The organism is Duganella rivi (genome assembly GCF_009857435.1).
Taxonomy (GTDB): Bacteria; Pseudomonadota; Gammaproteobacteria; order Burkholderiales; family Burkholderiaceae_D; genus Rugamonas; species Rugamonas rivi.
Map to the genome: position 1 here is coordinate 661,714 of NZ_WWCK01000005.1, position 16,685 is coordinate 678,398.

A 16,685-nucleotide genomic window follows, 5' to 3' on the forward strand; every position below is an offset into this window, starting at 1 on the left:
ACGATATGACTCAAACTCTGCTCATCGAACTGCTGACCGAAGAACTGCCGCCGAAGGCGCTCGCCAAACTGGGCAAGGCTTTCGCGGACGGCATCGTCAACGGCCTGAAATCGCGCGACTTCCTGGAAGCCGACAGCGTCGCCACCGCCTACGCCACGCCGCGCCGCCTGGCCGTCTCCATCACCAAAGTGCGCGCCGTGTCGCCAGACAAATCGATCCGTGAAAAAGTGCTGCCGGTATCGGTCGCTCTGGACGCCAACGGCAACGGCACGCCGCCGCTGGCCAAGAAACTGGCCGCACTGGGCTTCCCTGACCTGACCGTGGCCGATCTGGAACGCGCGCAGGACGGCAAGGCCGAAAGCTTCTTCTACACCTACACCGCATCCGGTAGCGCGCTGCAAGCGGGCCTGCAAGCCGCATTGGAAGATTCGGTCGCCAAGCTGCCGATTCCAAAAGTAATGAGTTACCAGCGTCCAGACGGCGCCACCGTGCAATTTGTGCGTCCTGCGCACGCGCTGGTTGCACTGCATGGCGACGCCGTGCTGCCACTGACCTTGCTCGGTCTGACCGGCGGCAACGTCACCGAAGGCCACCGCTTCCTGACCGCACCGGGCCAGCGCGCCGTCACCATCGCCAACGCCGATGCCTACGTCGCCACGCTGAAAGCCGACGGCAAGGTACTGGCGTCGGTAGAAGACCGCAAAGAACAGATCCGCGCCGAACTGCTGGCCAAAGCCGGCGCCGACACGGTGCTGATGCCGGAATCGCTGCTGGACGAAGTCTCCGCTCTGGTTGAATGGCCAGTGGTCTACGAATGCAAATTCGAAGACGAATTCCTGGCCGTGCCGCAGGAATGCCTGATCCTGACCATGCAGACCAATCAAAAGTACTTCGCGCTGACCGACGCCAACGGCAAGCTGCGTTCGCGCTTCCTGATCGTCTCCAACATCGCCACCGACACGCCGGCCGCCATCATCGGCGGTAACGAGCGCGTGGTGCGCCCGCGCTTGTCCGACGCCAAATTCTTCTTCGAACAAGACAAGAAGAAAACGCTGGAATCGCGCCTGCCGCTGTTGAAGAACGTCGTGTACCACAACAAGCTGGGCACCCAGGCCGAACGCAGCGACCGCGTGACCGCACTGGCCGGCGCCATCGCCGCCAAGCTGGGCGCCGACGTCGCTCTGACCGAACGCGCAGCGCGCCTGTCGAAAGCCGACCTGCTGACCGACATGGTAGGCGAATTCCCTGAGCTGCAAGGCATCATGGGCACCTACTACGCCCGCAACGACGGCGAAAAAGAAGACGTCGCGCTGGCCGCATCGGAACACTACCAGCCACGCTTCGCCGGCGACGCCCTGCCATCGACCGTAACCGGCACCGCCGTCGCACTGGCCGACAAGCTGGAAACCCTGGTCGGCATCTGGGCCATCGGCCTGCAGCCTACCGGCGACAAAGATCCGTTCGCACTGCGCCGCCACGCGCTGGGCGTGCTGCGCATGCTGATCGAGAAGCGCCTATCGCTGTCGATCTCCGGCCTGCTGGCCGACGCAGCGAAGCAGTTCAACGCCGTAGCCGGCTTCAAAGATCCGACCACCGAAGTAGCAGCCTTCATGCTGGATCGCCTGCGCGGCATCCTGCGCGAGCGCGGCTTCTCGGTCAACGAAATCGAAGCCGTGGTTGCACAGAATCCTGATCGCCTGGACGACATCGTGCAGCGCCTGGAAGCAGTGCAAGCGTTCGCCGCGCTGCCTGAATCGGCATCGTTGGCAGCGGCCAACAAGCGCATCACCAACATCCTGAAGAAGAACGAAGAAGCCCTCGCCGCTGTTGGCGAAGCTGGCGTCAACGTGGCGCTGCTGAAGGACGTGGCCGAAGTGAACCTGAACGCCGCCGTAGTACGCGTGCTGCCGGAAATCGACGCCGCCTTCAACCAGGGCGACTTCGCCGGCACGCTGAAAACGCTGGCCCAGTTGAAAAACGAAGTCGACGCCTTCTTCAACGACGTCATGGTCATGGCCGAAGATGTCGCCCTGCGTAACAACCGTCTGGCGCTGTTGTCCTCCCTGCACGGGATGATGAACCGCGTGGCCGACATCTCCAAACTGGCGGTGTAAATGGGTGCGCCGTCCATGAAGCTGGTCATTCTGGATCGTGACGGCGTAATCAATCACGATTCGCCGGACTTCATCAAATCGCCGGCGGAGTGGATTCCCATTCCCGGCTCGATGGAAGCAATCGCCCGCTTGAATCAGGCGGGCTACCGGGTGGTGGTGGCGTCGAATCAGTCGGGCATCGCCCGCGAGTTCTTCGACATGACCATCCTCAACGCCATCCACCAGAAGATGCACAACCTGGCGCAGCAAGTGGGCGCGGACATCGACGCAGTGTTTTTCTGCCCGCACGCGGCGGCCGACAACTGCGACTGCCGCAAACCCAAGCCGGGCATGTTCACAGAAATCTCGCAGCGCTATAAAATCAGTCTGAAAGGCGTGCCTGTCGTCGGCGATTCGCTGCGCGACCTGCAAGCAGGTTATGTGAGCGGCTGCGTGCCGTACCTGGTCTTGACCGGCAAAGGTGAAAAAACCCAAGCCACCGGCGGTCTGCCGCCCGGCACCATGATCTTCCCGGATCTGGCGGCGATGGTCACACACCTGCTGAAAACCACCAACCCGCCGGCGCTGCACGTCGTTAGCTAAACAGTTTTTGGAGTCTGCATTGGGTCATCCCGTCTTGTTTCTGCGTTCCCTGATTTTCACCGTCGTGATGGTGGTGTCGACCGTTATCTGGTCGCTGGTGTGCTTTGCGGCGGCGCCGCTGCCGTATCGACAGCGCTTCTTCATCACCTCGCGCTGGAACGTGTTCATGATCTGGTGCCTCAAAGTGATCTGCGGGATACGCTATGAAATCCGCGGCATGGACAACCTGCCGGATGCACCGGCGATCCTGCTGTCCAAGCACCAGTCGGCGTGGGAGACCATCTTCCTGCTGCCGCTGATGCCGCGCCCACTGGTGTTCGTGTTTAAAAAAGAGATTCTCTACATCCCGTTCTTCGGCTGGGCGATGGCGCTGCTGCGCATGATCCCGATCGACCGCAAGCAAGGCAAGAACGCCTTTAAAGACGTGGTCCGCCACGGCAAGCGCCGCCTCGCGCAAGGCCTGTGGATTATCATGTTCCCGGAAGGGACGCGCATCCCGGTCGGCAAAGCGGGCAAGTACAAGAGCGGCGGCACCCGCCTCGCGATTGAGACCGGCGCAGTGGTGGTGCCGATTGCCCACAATTCCGGCGAGTGCTGGCCAAAAAACTCTTTCATCAAGCGCCCCGGCCTTGTTACAGTATCGATAGGTAAGCCAATTTCGTCGGAAGGCCAAACGGCCGACGACATGATGCAACAGGTGGAAAATTGGATAGAATCAGAAATGCGCGTCATTTCGCCCCACGCCTACAACGCTGGTTAGACGATTTGGCGACGCTGGTAAAACCAACGTCGCCTGATCCGAATCAACCAGACCTGTTTGGCGGGGAGGGCCAGAAACCGGTGTACACCGCACCGGTATGGTCCGTTCCACCTGCAGCAAAAAATCCACCGCCAGCCTCCCCTTACGTCGCCCCGCCGGAAACGGCCGTCCCTGTCAAGACACGTCCCTTAGTCGCACCGCCATCGAACCAGCTGCCGCGCCGCCAGTTGATGGTCGGTGAGTTCATCCTCGAATACGAATTGCGCCGTTCGACGCGCCGCTCGATCGGCTTCATGATCGACGACGACGGCTTGCGCGTGACCGCGCCCAAGCGCATCAGCATCGCCGAAATCGACGAGGCAATCCGCACCAAGCAGCACTGGATCTTGAGCAAGCTGAAAGAGCGCCGCGAACGCCGCGCCGCGAGGCTGCAAAAGCCGCCGGTGGAATGGATCGACGGCGCGCAGATTCCGTATCTTGGCGCCGACATCACCTTGCGGCTGCTGGTGGGTGGCCGCAACCGCAGCATCTACAACCCGAACACGCGCGAACTGTGGATCACCCTACTGCCCGGCGCCAGCGAAGAAGTGCTGAAGAACCGCGTGCAAGTCTGGTATCAGCAGCAAGCCAAGACCCTGTTCGAAGAACGCCTCGACCTGTACGCCGGCCGCCTGGGCGTGCAGTACCACTCGTTCGGTTTATCGTCGGCCGGCACCCGCTGGGGCTCGTGCACGGTCGACCGCAAGATCCGCCTGAACTGGAAACTGATCCACTTCTCGCTGCCGCTGATCGATTACGTAGTGGCCCACGAACTGTCGCACATCCTGGAAATGAACCACAGCCAGCAATTCTGGGACACGGTCGGCCTGATCTATCCCGAATACGAAGAAGCCAAGAACCTGCTGCGCAAACGCTCGCAGGAGCTGCCAGTCCTGTTCCCTTAACTATGCTGCGTCCGACGGTTCCACGTCGTAACGCGTGCGACTTTGCCCCCAGCCCATGACAGAATAAACCTCGACTTCTTTTCTGCGAGGCTGCCATGACCAACCCATCCGACTCAACCATCAATCCCGGCGATGAAGCCCAGCCGGGCACACCGGGCAGCGGCGAAGATGTTTGCCCCATCTGCCAAGGCACGGGCGTCAAGCCGGACGACGATGACGGCGAGGGCACGCCCTGCCCCAACTGCGGCGGCACCGGCATCATTACCGAGGGAATCGGCGGCGGCTAAGCTGCCGCGCACTGAAAACCGTATTTTTTCAGATCCGTTTCCAAGAAGGAAAATTGCTTATGTTATAATTGCCAAATCGGTACAACTAATTGGCAACTAGCATGAAATTGAAGCGTTTGAGCTTGGCTTGCACTTTAACCTCGGCACTGGCGGCCTGCGGTGGCGGTGGCGGCGGCACCACCACCACTCCTCCTCCGGCCAATCCAGGCACCAGCACCGGCGGCCCTAACATCACGCTGGCCGGTGTGGCCTCCAAAGGCACCATCAAGGACGCTATCGTCAATGTCTACTCGTATGACGCCGCCGGCGTGCGTTCCGCCACGCCGATTCTAACTACCCGCAGTTCCAAGGTCGATGGCAGCTACAACATCAACCTTGGTGCGCGCACCGGCCTGTTCTTGATTGAGATTAGCGCCGACGCCAGCACCACCATGGACGACGAGTACGCCGGCAACATTCCGATGCCTCTCGGCCTGACCATGCGCAGCGTGGTGCAGCTGGACGCCAACAGCGCCAGCACCGTCACCGGCCACGTCACGCCACTGACCGATATGCTGGTCACCGCCGCGTTGAGCGCCGGCGGCAACGGCACGCTGACCGCCGCCAACGTCGCTACCGCACAAGCCGAAGTGACCAAGACGCTCGGCTTCAATCCGCTCGTCACCAAACCGCTGAACGCCAACAGCGATGCCGCCGCCAACACCGACGACGCCTCGGAGAAACTGCAAGCGCTGGCGCTGGCGGCGATCTCGGGCATCGCGCACCACAACGCGCTTGGTTGCAGCGGCAGCGATAGCGAAAAGATTAAATGCGCGGTGAACGCCACCACCGGCTCGGCCACCATGCTCAACGGTACCGTCGCCATCACCGGCGCAGCCAAGGATGCACTGTTGACCGAGCTGGCTGCAACGGTACAGGATACGCGCATCAACAAGACCACCATCAAGACGATCGAAGGTCAGAAGCTGTTTGCCGAGGTGACGATTTCGACACCGACTCCTACGCCAACGCCTACGCCAACACCGACGCCTACGCCAACTCCAACGCCAACCCCTACGCCGACGACGCCTACCCCGACACCGACGCCAACGCCGACTCCAACGCCTGTCGCCAATCCGGTCGCCGAAGCGAAGGCCTTCTTCGGCAGCCTGCGCACCAATCTGCAAGCATGGTCGTCGTCGAACGAAAACGGCGGCTTGCGCAACGCGCTGGACACCATGCAGTCCGACTTTGAAAGCGCCGTCGAGCCGCTCGATCAAGGCCTGGCCGACTGGGTAGTGGTCTCCGGCCGCGGCATCCAATTGTTTAACAGCTTCGCGCAGCACAAAACCACCGACACCACCGTCGGCGACGGCAACGACGACAGCTCGCTGGGCGTCTGCACACTGTACAAAGACAGCGCCGCCACCATCGCCCTCACGTCTGCCGATAGCGGCACGCAGCCGGGCAGCGTGGCCTGCGTCTTGAACAAGCAAACCTTGGCTGGCTCGGAGCGCAGCACCGCCTCCTCCGGCGTCTACAACCGTGACCAGGTCAAGCGCACCATCACGCTGCTGCCGGCCGGCGCCAATAGCTTCAGCTATTCCTCGCGCACGCTGCTCGAAACGCAGTCGTACTCGAAGAATGGCGCAGGCATCGGCTACAACTACGTCACCTTGAGCGGCAACACGCCGGTCGGCACGACCGCCACCGGCCAGCTGTCGTACGTGCTGAATGGCGTCAACGTCACCAGCGCCACCATCAGCGGCTTCATGCCGGCCCGCGTCGACGACAGCGGCGAAGCAGTGACCGATCGCGAAGCATGGAACATCCGCTACGTCACCACCGCGGAAAGCGGCGGCGTCACCAAGTACGCCTTCTCCGGCAAGGTCGATGGCGAAAAGAACGGCGCCAGTGTGGGTGCGGTCTCGGTCAATGAGGGCAGCTACGTGCGCGCCTTCATCGACGCGGGACAATACCGCATGAAGGAAGGCTCGCTGTCGATTACCGTCAAAGCCGGCACCAGCTCCGTCACCGGCGCCCTGTCCCTGAGCCAGTTCTCGAAAGACCGCAACGGCAACCGCTACCTGCCGACCAACGCCAAATTCACCGGCAACTTCACCAACACCAAGGGTGACAGTTTTGACGGCAGCATCAGCGTGCAGGCGACCAACTACAAGAACTTCAACAGCACCGCGCCGCAATCGGCAACCAATTACGCCACTGGCAGCGCATCGTTCAGCGGCACGCTGAAAGTGACTGGCCTCAAACCACTGTCGGTCACCTTTGCCCGCCGCATCACCGGTTACCAGAAAACGGAATACAACGGCAGCTATTCGGATTCGACCAACCAGATCAGCTTCAGCGGCGATAACACCAACTCGCGCAAGATCGCGCTGTCCAGCTCCTCCGGCATCATGCTGACCTGGGTGGGCGATGCGGCCTTCCTGGACGTCTACAAGAACAACAGCAAGGTCGCGCTGATCAACGTGAACACCCACATCATCAACTACGTTGACGGCAGTTTCGAAACGTTCAAGTAAGGCTGGCATGCAGTATCGTTTTTTGCTGGCAGGCTTACTGCTGACCAGGAGCGCGATGGCGCAAATGTCCGTTGCGGACAGCGACATCGCGCTGCATGCGCCGGATGCGGCGTGGCGCGCCTATGGCAAGGTGCAGGCATGGGCCGCGTATGATGCGATTCCGATCCGTGACTTCACCGGCGACTGGGGCGCGCATTACACGCCGCGCGACGGCCGCAACGTCTTCATGCAGCGCGACCGCGCGGAAGCCGGCGTGGAGAAGGACGGCTGGCGTATCGGCCTCGAGTACCGGCTGGAGATGACGCTGGCGTCGAACCGCGACACGGTCGAGATGTACCACTTCTATTTGCAGCGCAAAGATCCCGACGGCGACCGCCGTTTCGTGGCCGACGCGCATTTGAAATCATGGGCAGCGGGCGGCATGCGCGTGGGACGCACCTTCGCGCTCGGCGACAGCAAGGCGCCGATGCTGCTGATGGTGTCCGGTGCGGCCTACAGCAACGCGCGCAACCGCGACGGCGAAGCCGGCGGCAGCGTCACCTACTCCAAGGCGAATGCCTATCGTTTCGACGGCGTATACTTCGGCTCCAACACCAACTACACCTATCCCTTCATGCCCGAAGCGGAACAGAAATCTTCCGGCGCGACACTGTCGGCAGCGTTGCAATGGCCGCTGAGCAGCGAGCTGACGGCGAATCTGGCGGTGAATGATTTGTGGAGCCGCATGCGCTGGTCTAACCTGCCGGTGATCGACAAGGTGATTCATTCCGACGTGCGCTCGGTGGACAAAGATGGCTACATCAATTATCAGCCGCAGATCTACGGCAAGAGCAGCCTGATTGAACGGCGCGGCACCATCGGCGCCAGCACCGCGCTGAATCTGAGCTATGTGCTGAACCAGTGGACGCTGCGCGCTGGCGTGGAGCGCATCGCCGGCATCAACATCCCGCGCGTGTCCGGCGGCTACGCGACAGCATGGGGCACCTTCAGCACCAGCTACGACAGCCGTTTCAACATGATCGGCGTGGGCTACGACTACGGCCCCTTCCGCGCCCGCCTCAGCGGCAACCGCCTGCCGCTACTGGACTCCAGCGCCTTCGCGGCGGAGCTGGGGCTGCACTACATCTTCTGAAGCAGAGCCACCGTGCGGCGGGTGGCGCCGCGGTGCTGGTTGGCGAAAGATTGGGCGTTGAGGCCCATGGTTTCGCGGGCGGTGGTGTCGTTGAACAGGCGGGCGGCGGTGGACATGAGGTCGGCCGCGTCGGTAATGCGATGGGCGCCGCCGGCTGCCAAAGCGTCTTCGGTCACCAACTCGAAGTTAAAGGTATGCTGGCCGATCAGAACCGGCTTGCCCAGCGCTGCCGGCTCGATCAGGTTTTGGCCACCCAGCGGCATCAGGCTGCCGCCGACGAAGGCGATGTCGCAGGCGGCGTAGTAGGCGAACATTTCGCCCATCGAGTCGCCTAGCAGGACGTCGGCTTCCAATACGCTGCCGTCCAGTGCCAGCTTACTGCGGCGTTGTACATTCAGGCCGCGCACGGCGATCATTTTTTCTACTTCGTCAAAACGCTGCGGGTGGCGTGGGACGATGAGCAGCAGCAAGTTGCTCGGCAGCGTGGCACGCGCGCTTTCGAAGGCTTGCAGGATCAGCTCTTCTTCGCCTTCGCGGGTGGAGGCGCAGAGCAGCACTGGACGCGGGCCTATCGCGGCGCGCAACGCGGCGCCGATGGCCAGTGCGGCTTCCGGCACCACGACGTCGAACTTGATGCTGCCGGTGATTTCTACGCGCTGTACGCCCAGCGAGCGCACGCGCTGGGCGTCAGCTTCGGTTTGGGCGGCGACCAGCGAGATGCCGCGTGCGGCATTCAGCAGCAGTGATCCGAGGCGCGTGGCTTTGCGCAATGAGCGCTCAGATAAGCGGGCGTTGGCCAGCACCACCGGCACTTTGCGCGCGTTGCAAACGGCGATCAGGTTCGGCCAGACTTCGGTCTCCATCAAGATGCAGACGCTCGGCTGGAAGTGGCGGATGAAGCGCGAGACCATGCTGCCGGTGTCGTATGGCAGGTAGGATTGCACCAGGCGCTCGCCGTGCTTGGCGAAGAGCGCTTTGCCGGTGGCGCGGCCGGTTGGCGTCATGTGGGTGAGGATGATGCGGCTTTGCGGGTACTCGGCCAGCAAGGCATCTACCAGCGGTTCGGCAGCGCGCGTTTCGCCGACAGAGACGGCGTGCACCCACAGCACCGGCGCGAAGGCCGGCGTGGCGGTCGCGCGCGGATAGAAGCCAAGGCGCTCGGCCCAGTGCTGGCGGTAGCCCGGCTCTTTGCGGCCGCGCAGCCACAGGCGCGTGAGCACCAGCGGCAAGGCCAGCCACCACATCAGGGAATAAAACAGTCGCATGAAAATCAGCCCAGCAGACTCCGGGCTGCCGCCAGCACTTCCGCCACCGATGGCGGCGTACCTTGATCGCCCAGATTGATAATGCGCGGCGACCAGTTACCCTCGGTCTTCCAGCGCGGCGAATCCGCATAAATTTCCACCGTCGGCCGCACAAAGGCCGCCGCAATGTGCACCAGTCCCGTATCGACGCCAATCACCAGCGACGCGCGGCGCGCCACCATGATGGCATCGGCCATCGACAACTTCGGCAGCACGCGTGCATTCGGCAGACCAGCAGCGATACGCTCCGCTTCCGCCTTCTCTTTCGGCGAGCCCCAAGGCAGCAGTATCGGCATCGGCGCCAGTTCGCGGCCCAGCGCGATCCAGTTTTCAGCCGACCACTTCTTGGCATCGCGCGCGGTGCCGTGGAAGTAGACCGCGTACGATTCCGGCATCCACTCGGGACGCGGCGTATCGTCCGGCACCGCCGGCAAACCGAAATCAGCCGGCGTATCGACCGGGTAGCCCAGCGCCGCACCAGCAACGATGCGGCCACGCGCCACCGCGTGCGTGCGCGGATCGGTTGGAATACTCAGGTTATGGAAAATGCGCGAGATGCCCTCGTAGCCGGAGCCCTCGCTGCCGTTGGCCAGACCGACCTTGCGGCCGCCCTTCACTACGCGCGCAGCGCCCATGATAATGCCGGTCTTGAGCAAACCCTGCGTGTCGAACACGTAGTCATACTCCTGCAGGCGCAAAGTGCGGAAGAACGATTTGATCTCGGCCCGCGTCTCAGGCTTGCCGAGGCTCTTGCGCCAACGCCGCAGCGCAAACGGAATCACATTGCGCACGCGCGCGTTCATCCGCACCAGGCTGACAAAGCCCTCCTCCACCACCCAGTCGATATTCGCGTCGGGGAAGTGGCGGGCAATGTCGGCCACCATCGGCATGTTATGCAGCACGTCTCCCAGCGAGGAGACGCGCACCAGCAGAATATTCAAAGGCGGCGTCATGAACTTAGAACGGCAGTTCCGCGTCCGGCTTCGCCGCAAGAATCACGTCACGGAACTGGCCTTGAATGCGCGCCAGCGCTGCCGGCGTTTCCGCTTCAAAGCGCATCACGATCACCGGCGTGGTGTTGGACGAACGCGCCAGGCCGAAGCCGTCCTCGTACTCCACGCGCAGGCCGTCGATGGTGATAATGCGTTCATTGCCAGGGAACTTGGCGTCGGCGCGCAGCTTGTCCATCACGATGAAGTTCTCGCCTTCGCTCAAGTGAAGATGCAGCTCAGGCGTGCTGTCCGACTGCGGCAGTGCGTTCAGCAGCGCCGATGGATCTTTTTCCTTGGTCAGGATTTCCAGCATGCGCGCGCCGGCATACAGGCCGTCGTCGAAACCGTACCAGCGGTCCTTGAAGAAGATGTGGCCACTCATCTCGCCGCCCAGCGGCGAACCGGTTTCCTTCAGCTTGGCCTTCACCAGCGAGTGGCCGGTCTTGTACATCAGCGGCTTGCCGCCGGCCTTCTCGATGTAAGGCGCGAGGTGGCGGGTGCACTTCACGTCGTACAGGATTTCCGCGCCCGGATTGCGCGACAGGACATCGCCTGCGAAAAGCATCATCTGGCGGTCAGGGAAAATGATCTGGCCATCCTTGGTAACGAGGCCGAGGCGGTCGCCGTCGCCGTCGAACGCGAGGCCGATTTCAGCGTCGGTTTCTTGCAGCGCGCGGATCAGGTCTTGCAGATTTTCCGGGTGCGCAGGATCCGGGTGGTGGTTAGGGAAATTGCCATCCACTTCGCAGAACAGCTCAATCACTTCGCAGCCCATGCCGCGATACAGGTCGCCAGCAAACGCGCCGGCCACGCCGTTGCCGCAGTCCACCGCGATCTTGATCGGACGCGAAATCTTCACGTCGCCGATGATGCGTTGCAGGTACTCGGCGCGGATATCGTAAGTGCTGTACGCGCCCGGCGTAGCAGCCGGCGAACCGTCGTGCGCGAGGATGCTTTCATAGAGGCCGGTGATCGCTTCGCCGTGAATCGCTTCGCCGGCCAGCACCATCTTGAAGCCGTTGTAGTCCGGCGGATTGTGGCTGCCGGTAACCATGATGCCGGAAGCAGCGCCCAGCACATTGGTGCCGAAGTAGACCATCGGCGTAGCGACCACGCCCAGATCAATCACGTCCACGCCGGAGGATTGCAGGCCTTCCGCCAGCGCCTTGATCAGCGATGGGCCGGACAGGCGGCCGTCACGGCCGATCACGACTTTTTTCTCGCCCTTGGCCAGGGCAGCGCGGCCGAAAGCAGCGCCGATCTGGTGCGCCACGCCGGCGTCCAGGGTTTTATCGATAATGCCGCGGATATCGTAAGCTTTGAAGATCGTTTTGGATAAGGTAACCATAGTGTGGGTATGAGCTGGAATGGATGGGATAGTGTACATCATGACATCAGTGTTTCTTGTGCCGGATCATCCAGCGCGGCGCCTTGAAGCGCACGATGCGCACGTAAATCCAGATGTAACTACCAATAAAGAGTATGCATGACAGCATCAGCACCCAGGTGTGACGCCAGAACACGGTAGCCGGAATCACGGCCGTGAGCGAGAACAGCCACAGATACGGCGAAGTCAGCGAATTACGGCGAATCAGCGCGCGCGCTTCCTTGCGGCCCACCGCCCATTGGACGATGCGGCGGAAAATCAGGCTGTGCAAGTGAATACCGTCCGGCATGGCCGGCGATTTACCGCGCACGAACATGCGGCGGTACACCGAGAACATGGTCTCAAACGCCGGGTAAATCAGCAGCAAAGCCGCGTACCAGGTCGACACTTGCGGGTTGCGCATCACCAGCAGCAAGGCCAGCTCGCCCAGCATGAAGCCGATGAAATAAGCACCGCCGTCGCCAAGGAAAATCAGGCCGACCGGGTAGTTCCAGATCAGGAAACCGGCGGTGGCACCAGCCACCATCAGCGCCGCGATCAGCACGAACATATCGTTCACTTGCAGCGCCACATAGCCGAGCGACAGCAGCATACAAATGCACACCACGCTGGCAAGGCCGTTAAAACCGTCGATGATGTTGATGGCGTTGGCAATGCCGGCCACCGCCAGCACTGTCACCGGCAGCGTCAGCCACATATAGGGCAGCGCCCAGGTCGAGAACGCCCAGTCGAGGCGGTCGATGCGGGCATCGAGCAGGAAGTAGCCGAGGGTGGCAGCGGCCATGGTCAGCAGCAGGCGGCGCAAGGCGCTCACGCGGCCGGTGTAGTCTTCAACGATGCCGCCGATGAAAGCCACGGCCGAGCAAGCCAGCAAGGACAACAGCCATTGGCTCATGGCCGGCACGCGCCAAATGGAAATCGCCGAACTCAGCGCCACCGACAGGAAAATAGAAAGCCCGCCGATGCGGGCCACATTATGGACGTGCACTTTTTGCACGCCGTCGAAATTGGAGTCGAGCGCCGGCCCGTGCAATCTCGCTTCTTTAATCACCAACAGGGTAAGCAGCGCGGAAGCGATAAAGCTCAGTAGGAAGGAAAACATATTATTTTAGGTTCTGCGTTGTATCGCAACACGTAGCATTATCAGCATGCCAACAGGCGATTGTACCAGTACGGACTCACGCCAGTGGACATGCTTACCAATCGATACAACTCAGCGCATACAAAGATGCAACGCTTCTTTCCAATCCGGCAAGTGGCAGAAGCGCGCCATCAGGCGCTCGGACGACATCACCGAGTATTGCGGACGCTGGGCCGGCGTTGGGTATTCGGCGCTGGTAATCGGCAGTACCTTGCACGACAGGCCCGCTTCCGCGACGATGGCCTCGGTGAATTCGTGCCACGTGGTCTGGCCTTGCGCGCTCAGGTGGTAGATGCCGCTGTTCTGCACCCACCATTCGCGGCCGCCGGCATGTGCCTGCGACAGCACTTGCGCCGTGGTGTCGGCGATGGTGCGGCTCCAGGTTGGCGCGCCGTGCTGGTCGGCCACCACGCGCAGTTCGTCGCGCTCTTTCGCCAGGCGCAGCATGGTCAGCAGGAAGTTCTTGCCGCGCATACCATACACCCAGCTGGTGCGGAAGATCAGGTGCGGAATGCCGGCTGCGGCAATCGCCTGCTCGCCAGCCAGTTTGCTGGCGCCGTAAACGTTGCGCGGGCCGACCACGTCGTCTTCCACGCGCGGCGATGGCTGGGTGCCGTCAAATACGTAATCGGTCGAATAATGCACCAGCGCTGCGCCCAGCGCCTTGGCTTCTGCAGCCATGACGGCCGGTGCTTCGGCGTTGATGCGGTGCGCCAGTTCCGGCTCGCTCTCGGCCTTGTCGACGGCGGTGTAAGCGGCTGGGTTGACAATCAATTGCGGCTTGACGCTGCGGATCACGTCGCGCACTTGGTCGAGATTCGACAGATCCATCACATTGCGATCCACGGCCACCACTTCGCCCACGCCTTGCAGGCTGCGCGCCAGTTCGTAGCCGACTTGGCCGGTGCTACCGGTCAGCAGTACTTTCATGCGAACACCTCGGCGTTGGCCAGCAGCAGTGCGGCTTGGTCTTTGCCCGACAACAGCGGCGCGGCGTCCAGCGCCGGCCATTGGATGCCGATGGCGGGATCGTTCCACAGGATCGAGCGTTCATGCTCAGGCGCCCAGTAGTCGGTGGTTTTGTAAAGGAACTCGGCGCTGTCGGAAGTCACCACGAAGCCGTGCGCGAAGCCCGGCGGAATCCACATCTGGCGCTTGTTCTCAGCCGACAGCTCGATACCGAACCACTGGCCGAAAGTCGCCGAGTTTTTGCGGATATCCACCGCCACGTCGAACACCGAACCGGCAGTCGCGCGCACCAGCTTGCCCTGCGCTTGCTGGATTTGATAATGCAGACCGCGCAGCACGCCCTTGGCGGAACGTGAGTGATTGTCTTGCACGAACTCGGCGGTGACGCCGGTCAGTTCGGCAAAGCGCTTGGCGTTGAAACTCTCGAAGAAGAAACCGCGGTCGTCGCCGAACACGCGCGGCTCCAGTACCAGCAAGCCTTCCAATGGCGTAGTAATGACGTTCATCGTGGGACTACCTTATCTTCCAGAATTTGCAGCAGGTATTGACCGTACTGGTTTTTCTTCAGCGGCTCGGCCAGCTTGCGCAACTGGTCGCCGTTGATGTAGCCCTTGCGGTAGGCGATCTCTTCCGGGCATGCCACTTTCAAGCCTTGGCGCTTTTCGATGGTGGCGATGAACTGGCCGGCTTCCAGCAGCGACTCGTGGGTGCCGGTGTCCAGCCACGCCATGCCGCGGCCCATCACTTCCACGTTCAGCTCGCCCTTGTCCAGATAGACTTTATTCACATCGGTGATTTCCAGCTCGCCGCGCGCGGACGGCTTGATGCTGGCAGCGATATCGCACACCTGGTTGTCGTAGAAGTACAGGCCGGTGACGGCGTAATTCGATTTCGGTTGTTTCGGCTTTTCTTCGATCGACACGGCGGTGCGCTTGTCATCGAACTCGACCACGCCATAACGCTCAGGGTCTTGCACGTGGTAGGCGAACACGGTCGCGCCCGAGGTTTGCTCGGTGGCGTGGCGCAGCAGCGCATCGAGGTCATTGCCGTAGTAGATGTTGTCACCCAGGATCAGCGCCGACGGCGAATCGCCGACGAACTCTTTGCCGATGATGAAGGCTTGCGCCAGGCCATCCGGCGAAGGCTGCACCGCGTAGCTGATGCTGATGCCCCACTGGCTACCGTCGCCCAGCAAATCCTTGAAGCGCGGCGTATCTTGCGGGGTCGAAATCAGCAGGATCTCGGTCATGCCGGCCAACATCAGCACAGTCAGCGGATGATAGATCATCGGCTTGTCGTAGATCGGCAGCAGCTGCTTGGAGACGCTCATCGTCACCGGGTACAGGCGGGTGCCGGAGCCGCCCGCCAGAATGATGCCTTTGCGCTTGTTGCTCATTACTGCCCCTCGCGATTGAAGTAATTGGTTTCCACCCACTTGGCATAGCTGCCCGATTGCACGTCGGCCACCCATGCCTGATTGTCCAAGTACCACTGCACGGTCTTGGCGATGCCGGTCTGGAAGGTCTCGGCCGGCTTCCAGCCCAGTTCGCGTTCCAGCTTGCGCGCGTCGATGGCGTAGCGGCGGTCGTGGCCCGGACGGTCTTTGACGAAGGTGATTTGATCGCGGTAGCTGCCTTCGGCCTTCGGCTTCAGCTTGTCCAGCATGTCGCACAGGGTGTGAACCACGTCCAGATTGGCCATCTCATTCCAGCCGCCGACGTTGTAGGTCTCGCCCAGGCGGCCCGCTTCCAGTACACGGCGGATGGCGGCGCAGTGGTCGCTCACGTACAGCCAATCGCGTACTTGCTGGCCGTCGCCGTAGATCGGCAGCGGCTTGCCCGCTTGCGCGTTGGCGATGATCAGCGGAATCAGCTTTTCCGGGAAGTGATACGGGCCGTAGTTGTTCGAGCAGTTGGTGGTCAGCACCGGCAGGCCGTAGGTGTGGAAGTACGAGCGCACCAGGTGATCGGATGCTGCTTTGGAGGCCGAATACGGGCTGTTTGGCGCAAACGCGGTGGTTTCGCTGAACGGCGCATCGTCCGGGCCCAGCGTGCCGTACACCTCGTCGGTGGACACGTGCAGGAAGCGGAAGGCCGACTTCTCGTCTTCCGGCAGCGCAGACCAATAGGCGCGCGCCGCTTCCAGCAGGCTGAAAGTACCGTTGATGTTGGTGTTGATGAATTCGCCCGGGCCGAGGATGGAACGGTCGACGTGGCTTTCCGCTGCAAAGTGCACCACCGCGCGCGGCTTATGCTGCTGGAACAGGGCCAGCACCTGCGCCTGGTCGCAAATGTCGCCGCGCACAAAGGTGTGGCGGGCGTCCTGCTTCAGCGAGGCCAGATTGTTCAGGTTGCCTGCGTAAGTCAGCTTGTCAAAATTGAGAACCGGCTCGTCCGACTGTGCCAGCCAGTCGAGGACAAAATTTGAGCCGATAAAACCAGCACCACCCGTTACAAAAATCATTTAGTATCCCGCAGCAAGAGTGAAATTAATCAGTAGACATGATTTTATGTGAAGTCCCCCAGATCGGGGCAAAAATTCAAGGTATTTC

At 61.7% G+C, this 16,685-nt stretch carries 15 protein-coding genes; 7 read left to right on the top strand and 8 right to left on the bottom strand.

What is annotated here, in order from left to right; translation table 11 throughout:
* Positions 1–5 precede the first annotated feature (5 nt).
* The 7 genes from glyS (at position 6) to GTP45_RS19150 (ending at position 8,341) form a co-directional block, all read left to right on the top strand.
* Entirely contained in the window at positions 6–2,114 is a 2,109-nt protein-coding gene (gene glyS / locus GTP45_RS19120) for a glycine--tRNA ligase subunit beta (RefSeq protein ID WP_161015458.1), read from the top strand.
* Between the two features lie 15 nt (positions 2,115–2,129).
* Positions 2,130–2,696 carry a D-glycero-beta-D-manno-heptose 1,7-bisphosphate 7-phosphatase gene (gmhB, locus tag GTP45_RS19125; protein WP_161015566.1) on the top strand — a complete coding sequence of 189 codons (567 nt, stop codon included), beginning with the start codon at positions 2,130–2,132 and terminating at the stop codon, positions 2,694–2,696.
* A 67-nt stretch (positions 2,697–2,763) separates the two neighbouring features.
* Positions 2,764–3,456: a lysophospholipid acyltransferase family protein gene (locus GTP45_RS19130; RefSeq protein WP_371874482.1), complete on the top strand. Its 693-nt coding sequence runs from the start codon at positions 2,764–2,766 to the stop codon at positions 3,454–3,456.
* A 5-nt stretch (positions 3,457–3,461) separates the two neighbouring features.
* On the top strand, positions 3,462–4,400 hold the full coding sequence (locus GTP45_RS19135; RefSeq protein ID WP_161015460.1) for a M48 family metallopeptidase: 939 nt from the start codon (positions 3,462–3,464) through the stop codon (positions 4,398–4,400).
* Between the two features lie 95 nt (positions 4,401–4,495).
* Positions 4,496–4,687 (top strand): hypothetical protein, encoded by a 192-nt coding sequence (locus tag GTP45_RS19140; RefSeq protein ID WP_161015461.1) that lies wholly within the window; start codon positions 4,496–4,498, stop codon positions 4,685–4,687.
* 101 nt (positions 4,688–4,788) lie between these two features.
* Positions 4,789–7,209 (top strand): hypothetical protein, encoded by a 2,421-nt coding sequence (locus GTP45_RS28420; RefSeq protein ID WP_217363373.1) that lies wholly within the window; start codon positions 4,789–4,791, stop codon positions 7,207–7,209.
* Positions 7,210–7,216: 7 nt separating this feature from the next.
* Positions 7,217–8,341: a hypothetical protein gene (locus tag GTP45_RS19150; RefSeq protein ID WP_161015462.1), complete on the top strand. Its 1,125-nt coding sequence runs from the start codon at positions 7,217–7,219 to the stop codon at positions 8,339–8,341.
* On the opposite strand, the gene waaA is transcribed toward GTP45_RS19150, so the two are convergent.
* The 8 genes from waaA to rfbB form a co-directional block, all read right to left on the bottom strand.
* Positions 8,329–9,606: a lipid IV(A) 3-deoxy-D-manno-octulosonic acid transferase gene (gene waaA, locus GTP45_RS19155; protein ID WP_161015463.1), complete on the bottom strand. Its 1,278-nt coding sequence runs from the start codon at positions 9,604–9,606 to the stop codon at positions 8,329–8,331. The genes GTP45_RS19150 and waaA overlap by 13 nt on opposite strands.
* A gap of 5 nt (positions 9,607–9,611) precedes the next feature.
* Entirely contained in the window at positions 9,612–10,598 is a 987-nt protein-coding gene (gene waaC, locus GTP45_RS19160; protein ID WP_161015464.1) for a lipopolysaccharide heptosyltransferase I, read from the bottom strand.
* A 4-nt stretch (positions 10,599–10,602) separates the two neighbouring features.
* Entirely contained in the window at positions 10,603–11,985 is a 1,383-nt protein-coding gene (locus tag GTP45_RS19165; protein ID WP_161015465.1) for a phosphomannomutase/phosphoglucomutase, read from the bottom strand.
* Between the two features lie 46 nt (positions 11,986–12,031).
* The gene (locus tag GTP45_RS19170; RefSeq protein WP_161015466.1) at positions 12,032–13,126 is read right to left on the bottom strand and encodes a glycosyltransferase family 4 protein; all 1,095 of its coding nucleotides are present in this window, start codon (positions 13,124–13,126) and stop codon (positions 12,032–12,034) included.
* Between the two features lie 111 nt (positions 13,127–13,237).
* Positions 13,238–14,095 (bottom strand): dTDP-4-dehydrorhamnose reductase, encoded by an 858-nt coding sequence (gene rfbD, locus GTP45_RS19175; RefSeq protein WP_161015467.1) that lies wholly within the window; start codon positions 14,093–14,095, stop codon positions 13,238–13,240.
* Positions 14,092–14,640, bottom strand: coding sequence for a dTDP-4-dehydrorhamnose 3,5-epimerase (rfbC, locus tag GTP45_RS19180; RefSeq protein ID WP_161015468.1), 549 nt, complete (start codon positions 14,638–14,640; stop codon positions 14,092–14,094). Before rfbC ends, rfbD begins: the two co-directional genes overlap by 4 nt.
* The gene (rfbA, locus tag GTP45_RS19185; protein WP_161015469.1) at positions 14,637–15,530 is read right to left on the bottom strand and encodes a glucose-1-phosphate thymidylyltransferase RfbA; all 894 of its coding nucleotides are present in this window, start codon (positions 15,528–15,530) and stop codon (positions 14,637–14,639) included. Before rfbA ends, rfbC begins: the two co-directional genes overlap by 4 nt.
* Positions 15,530–16,597: a dTDP-glucose 4,6-dehydratase gene (gene rfbB / locus GTP45_RS19190; protein ID WP_161015470.1), complete on the bottom strand. Its 1,068-nt coding sequence runs from the start codon at positions 16,595–16,597 to the stop codon at positions 15,530–15,532. The genes rfbA and rfbB overlap by 1 nt, the downstream gene beginning before the upstream one ends.
* Positions 16,598–16,685: the final 88 nt, after the last annotated feature.

Excerpts from the sequence above, each read along its gene's own strand:
- glyS (WP_161015458.1), top strand. The coding sequence starts at position 6 with ATGACTCAAACTCTGCTCATCGAACTGCTGACCGAAGAACTGCCGCCG.
- gmhB (WP_161015566.1), top strand. The coding sequence starts at position 2,130 with ATGAAGCTGGTCATTCTGGATCGTGACGGCGTAATCAATCACGATTCG.
- GTP45_RS19130 (WP_371874482.1), top strand. The coding sequence starts at position 2,764 with ATGGTGGTGTCGACCGTTATCTGGTCGCTGGTGTGCTTTGCGGCGGCG.
- GTP45_RS19140 (WP_161015461.1), top strand. The coding sequence starts at position 4,496 with ATGACCAACCCATCCGACTCAACCATCAATCCCGGCGATGAAGCCCAG.
- GTP45_RS28420 (WP_217363373.1), top strand. The coding sequence starts at position 4,789 with ATGAAATTGAAGCGTTTGAGCTTGGCTTGCACTTTAACCTCGGCACTG.
- GTP45_RS19150 (WP_161015462.1), top strand. The coding sequence starts at position 7,217 with ATGCAGTATCGTTTTTTGCTGGCAGGCTTACTGCTGACCAGGAGCGCG.
- waaA (WP_161015463.1), bottom strand. The coding sequence starts at position 9,606 with ATGCGACTGTTTTATTCCCTGATGTGGTGGCTGGCCTTGCCGCTGGTG.
- waaC (WP_161015464.1), bottom strand. The coding sequence starts at position 10,598 with ATGACGCCGCCTTTGAATATTCTGCTGGTGCGCGTCTCCTCGCTGGGA.
- GTP45_RS19165 (WP_161015465.1), bottom strand. The coding sequence starts at position 11,985 with ATGGTTACCTTATCCAAAACGATCTTCAAAGCTTACGATATCCGCGGC.
- GTP45_RS19170 (WP_161015466.1), bottom strand. The coding sequence starts at position 13,126 with ATGTTTTCCTTCCTACTGAGCTTTATCGCTTCCGCGCTGCTTACCCTG.
- rfbD (WP_161015467.1), bottom strand. The coding sequence starts at position 14,095 with ATGAAAGTACTGCTGACCGGTAGCACCGGCCAAGTCGGCTACGAACTG.
- rfbC (WP_161015468.1), bottom strand. The coding sequence starts at position 14,640 with ATGAACGTCATTACTACGCCATTGGAAGGCTTGCTGGTACTGGAGCCG.
- rfbA (WP_161015469.1), bottom strand. The coding sequence starts at position 15,530 with ATGAGCAACAAGCGCAAAGGCATCATTCTGGCGGGCGGCTCCGGCACC.
- rfbB (WP_161015470.1), bottom strand. The coding sequence starts at position 16,597 with ATGATTTTTGTAACGGGTGGTGCTGGTTTTATCGGCTCAAATTTTGTC.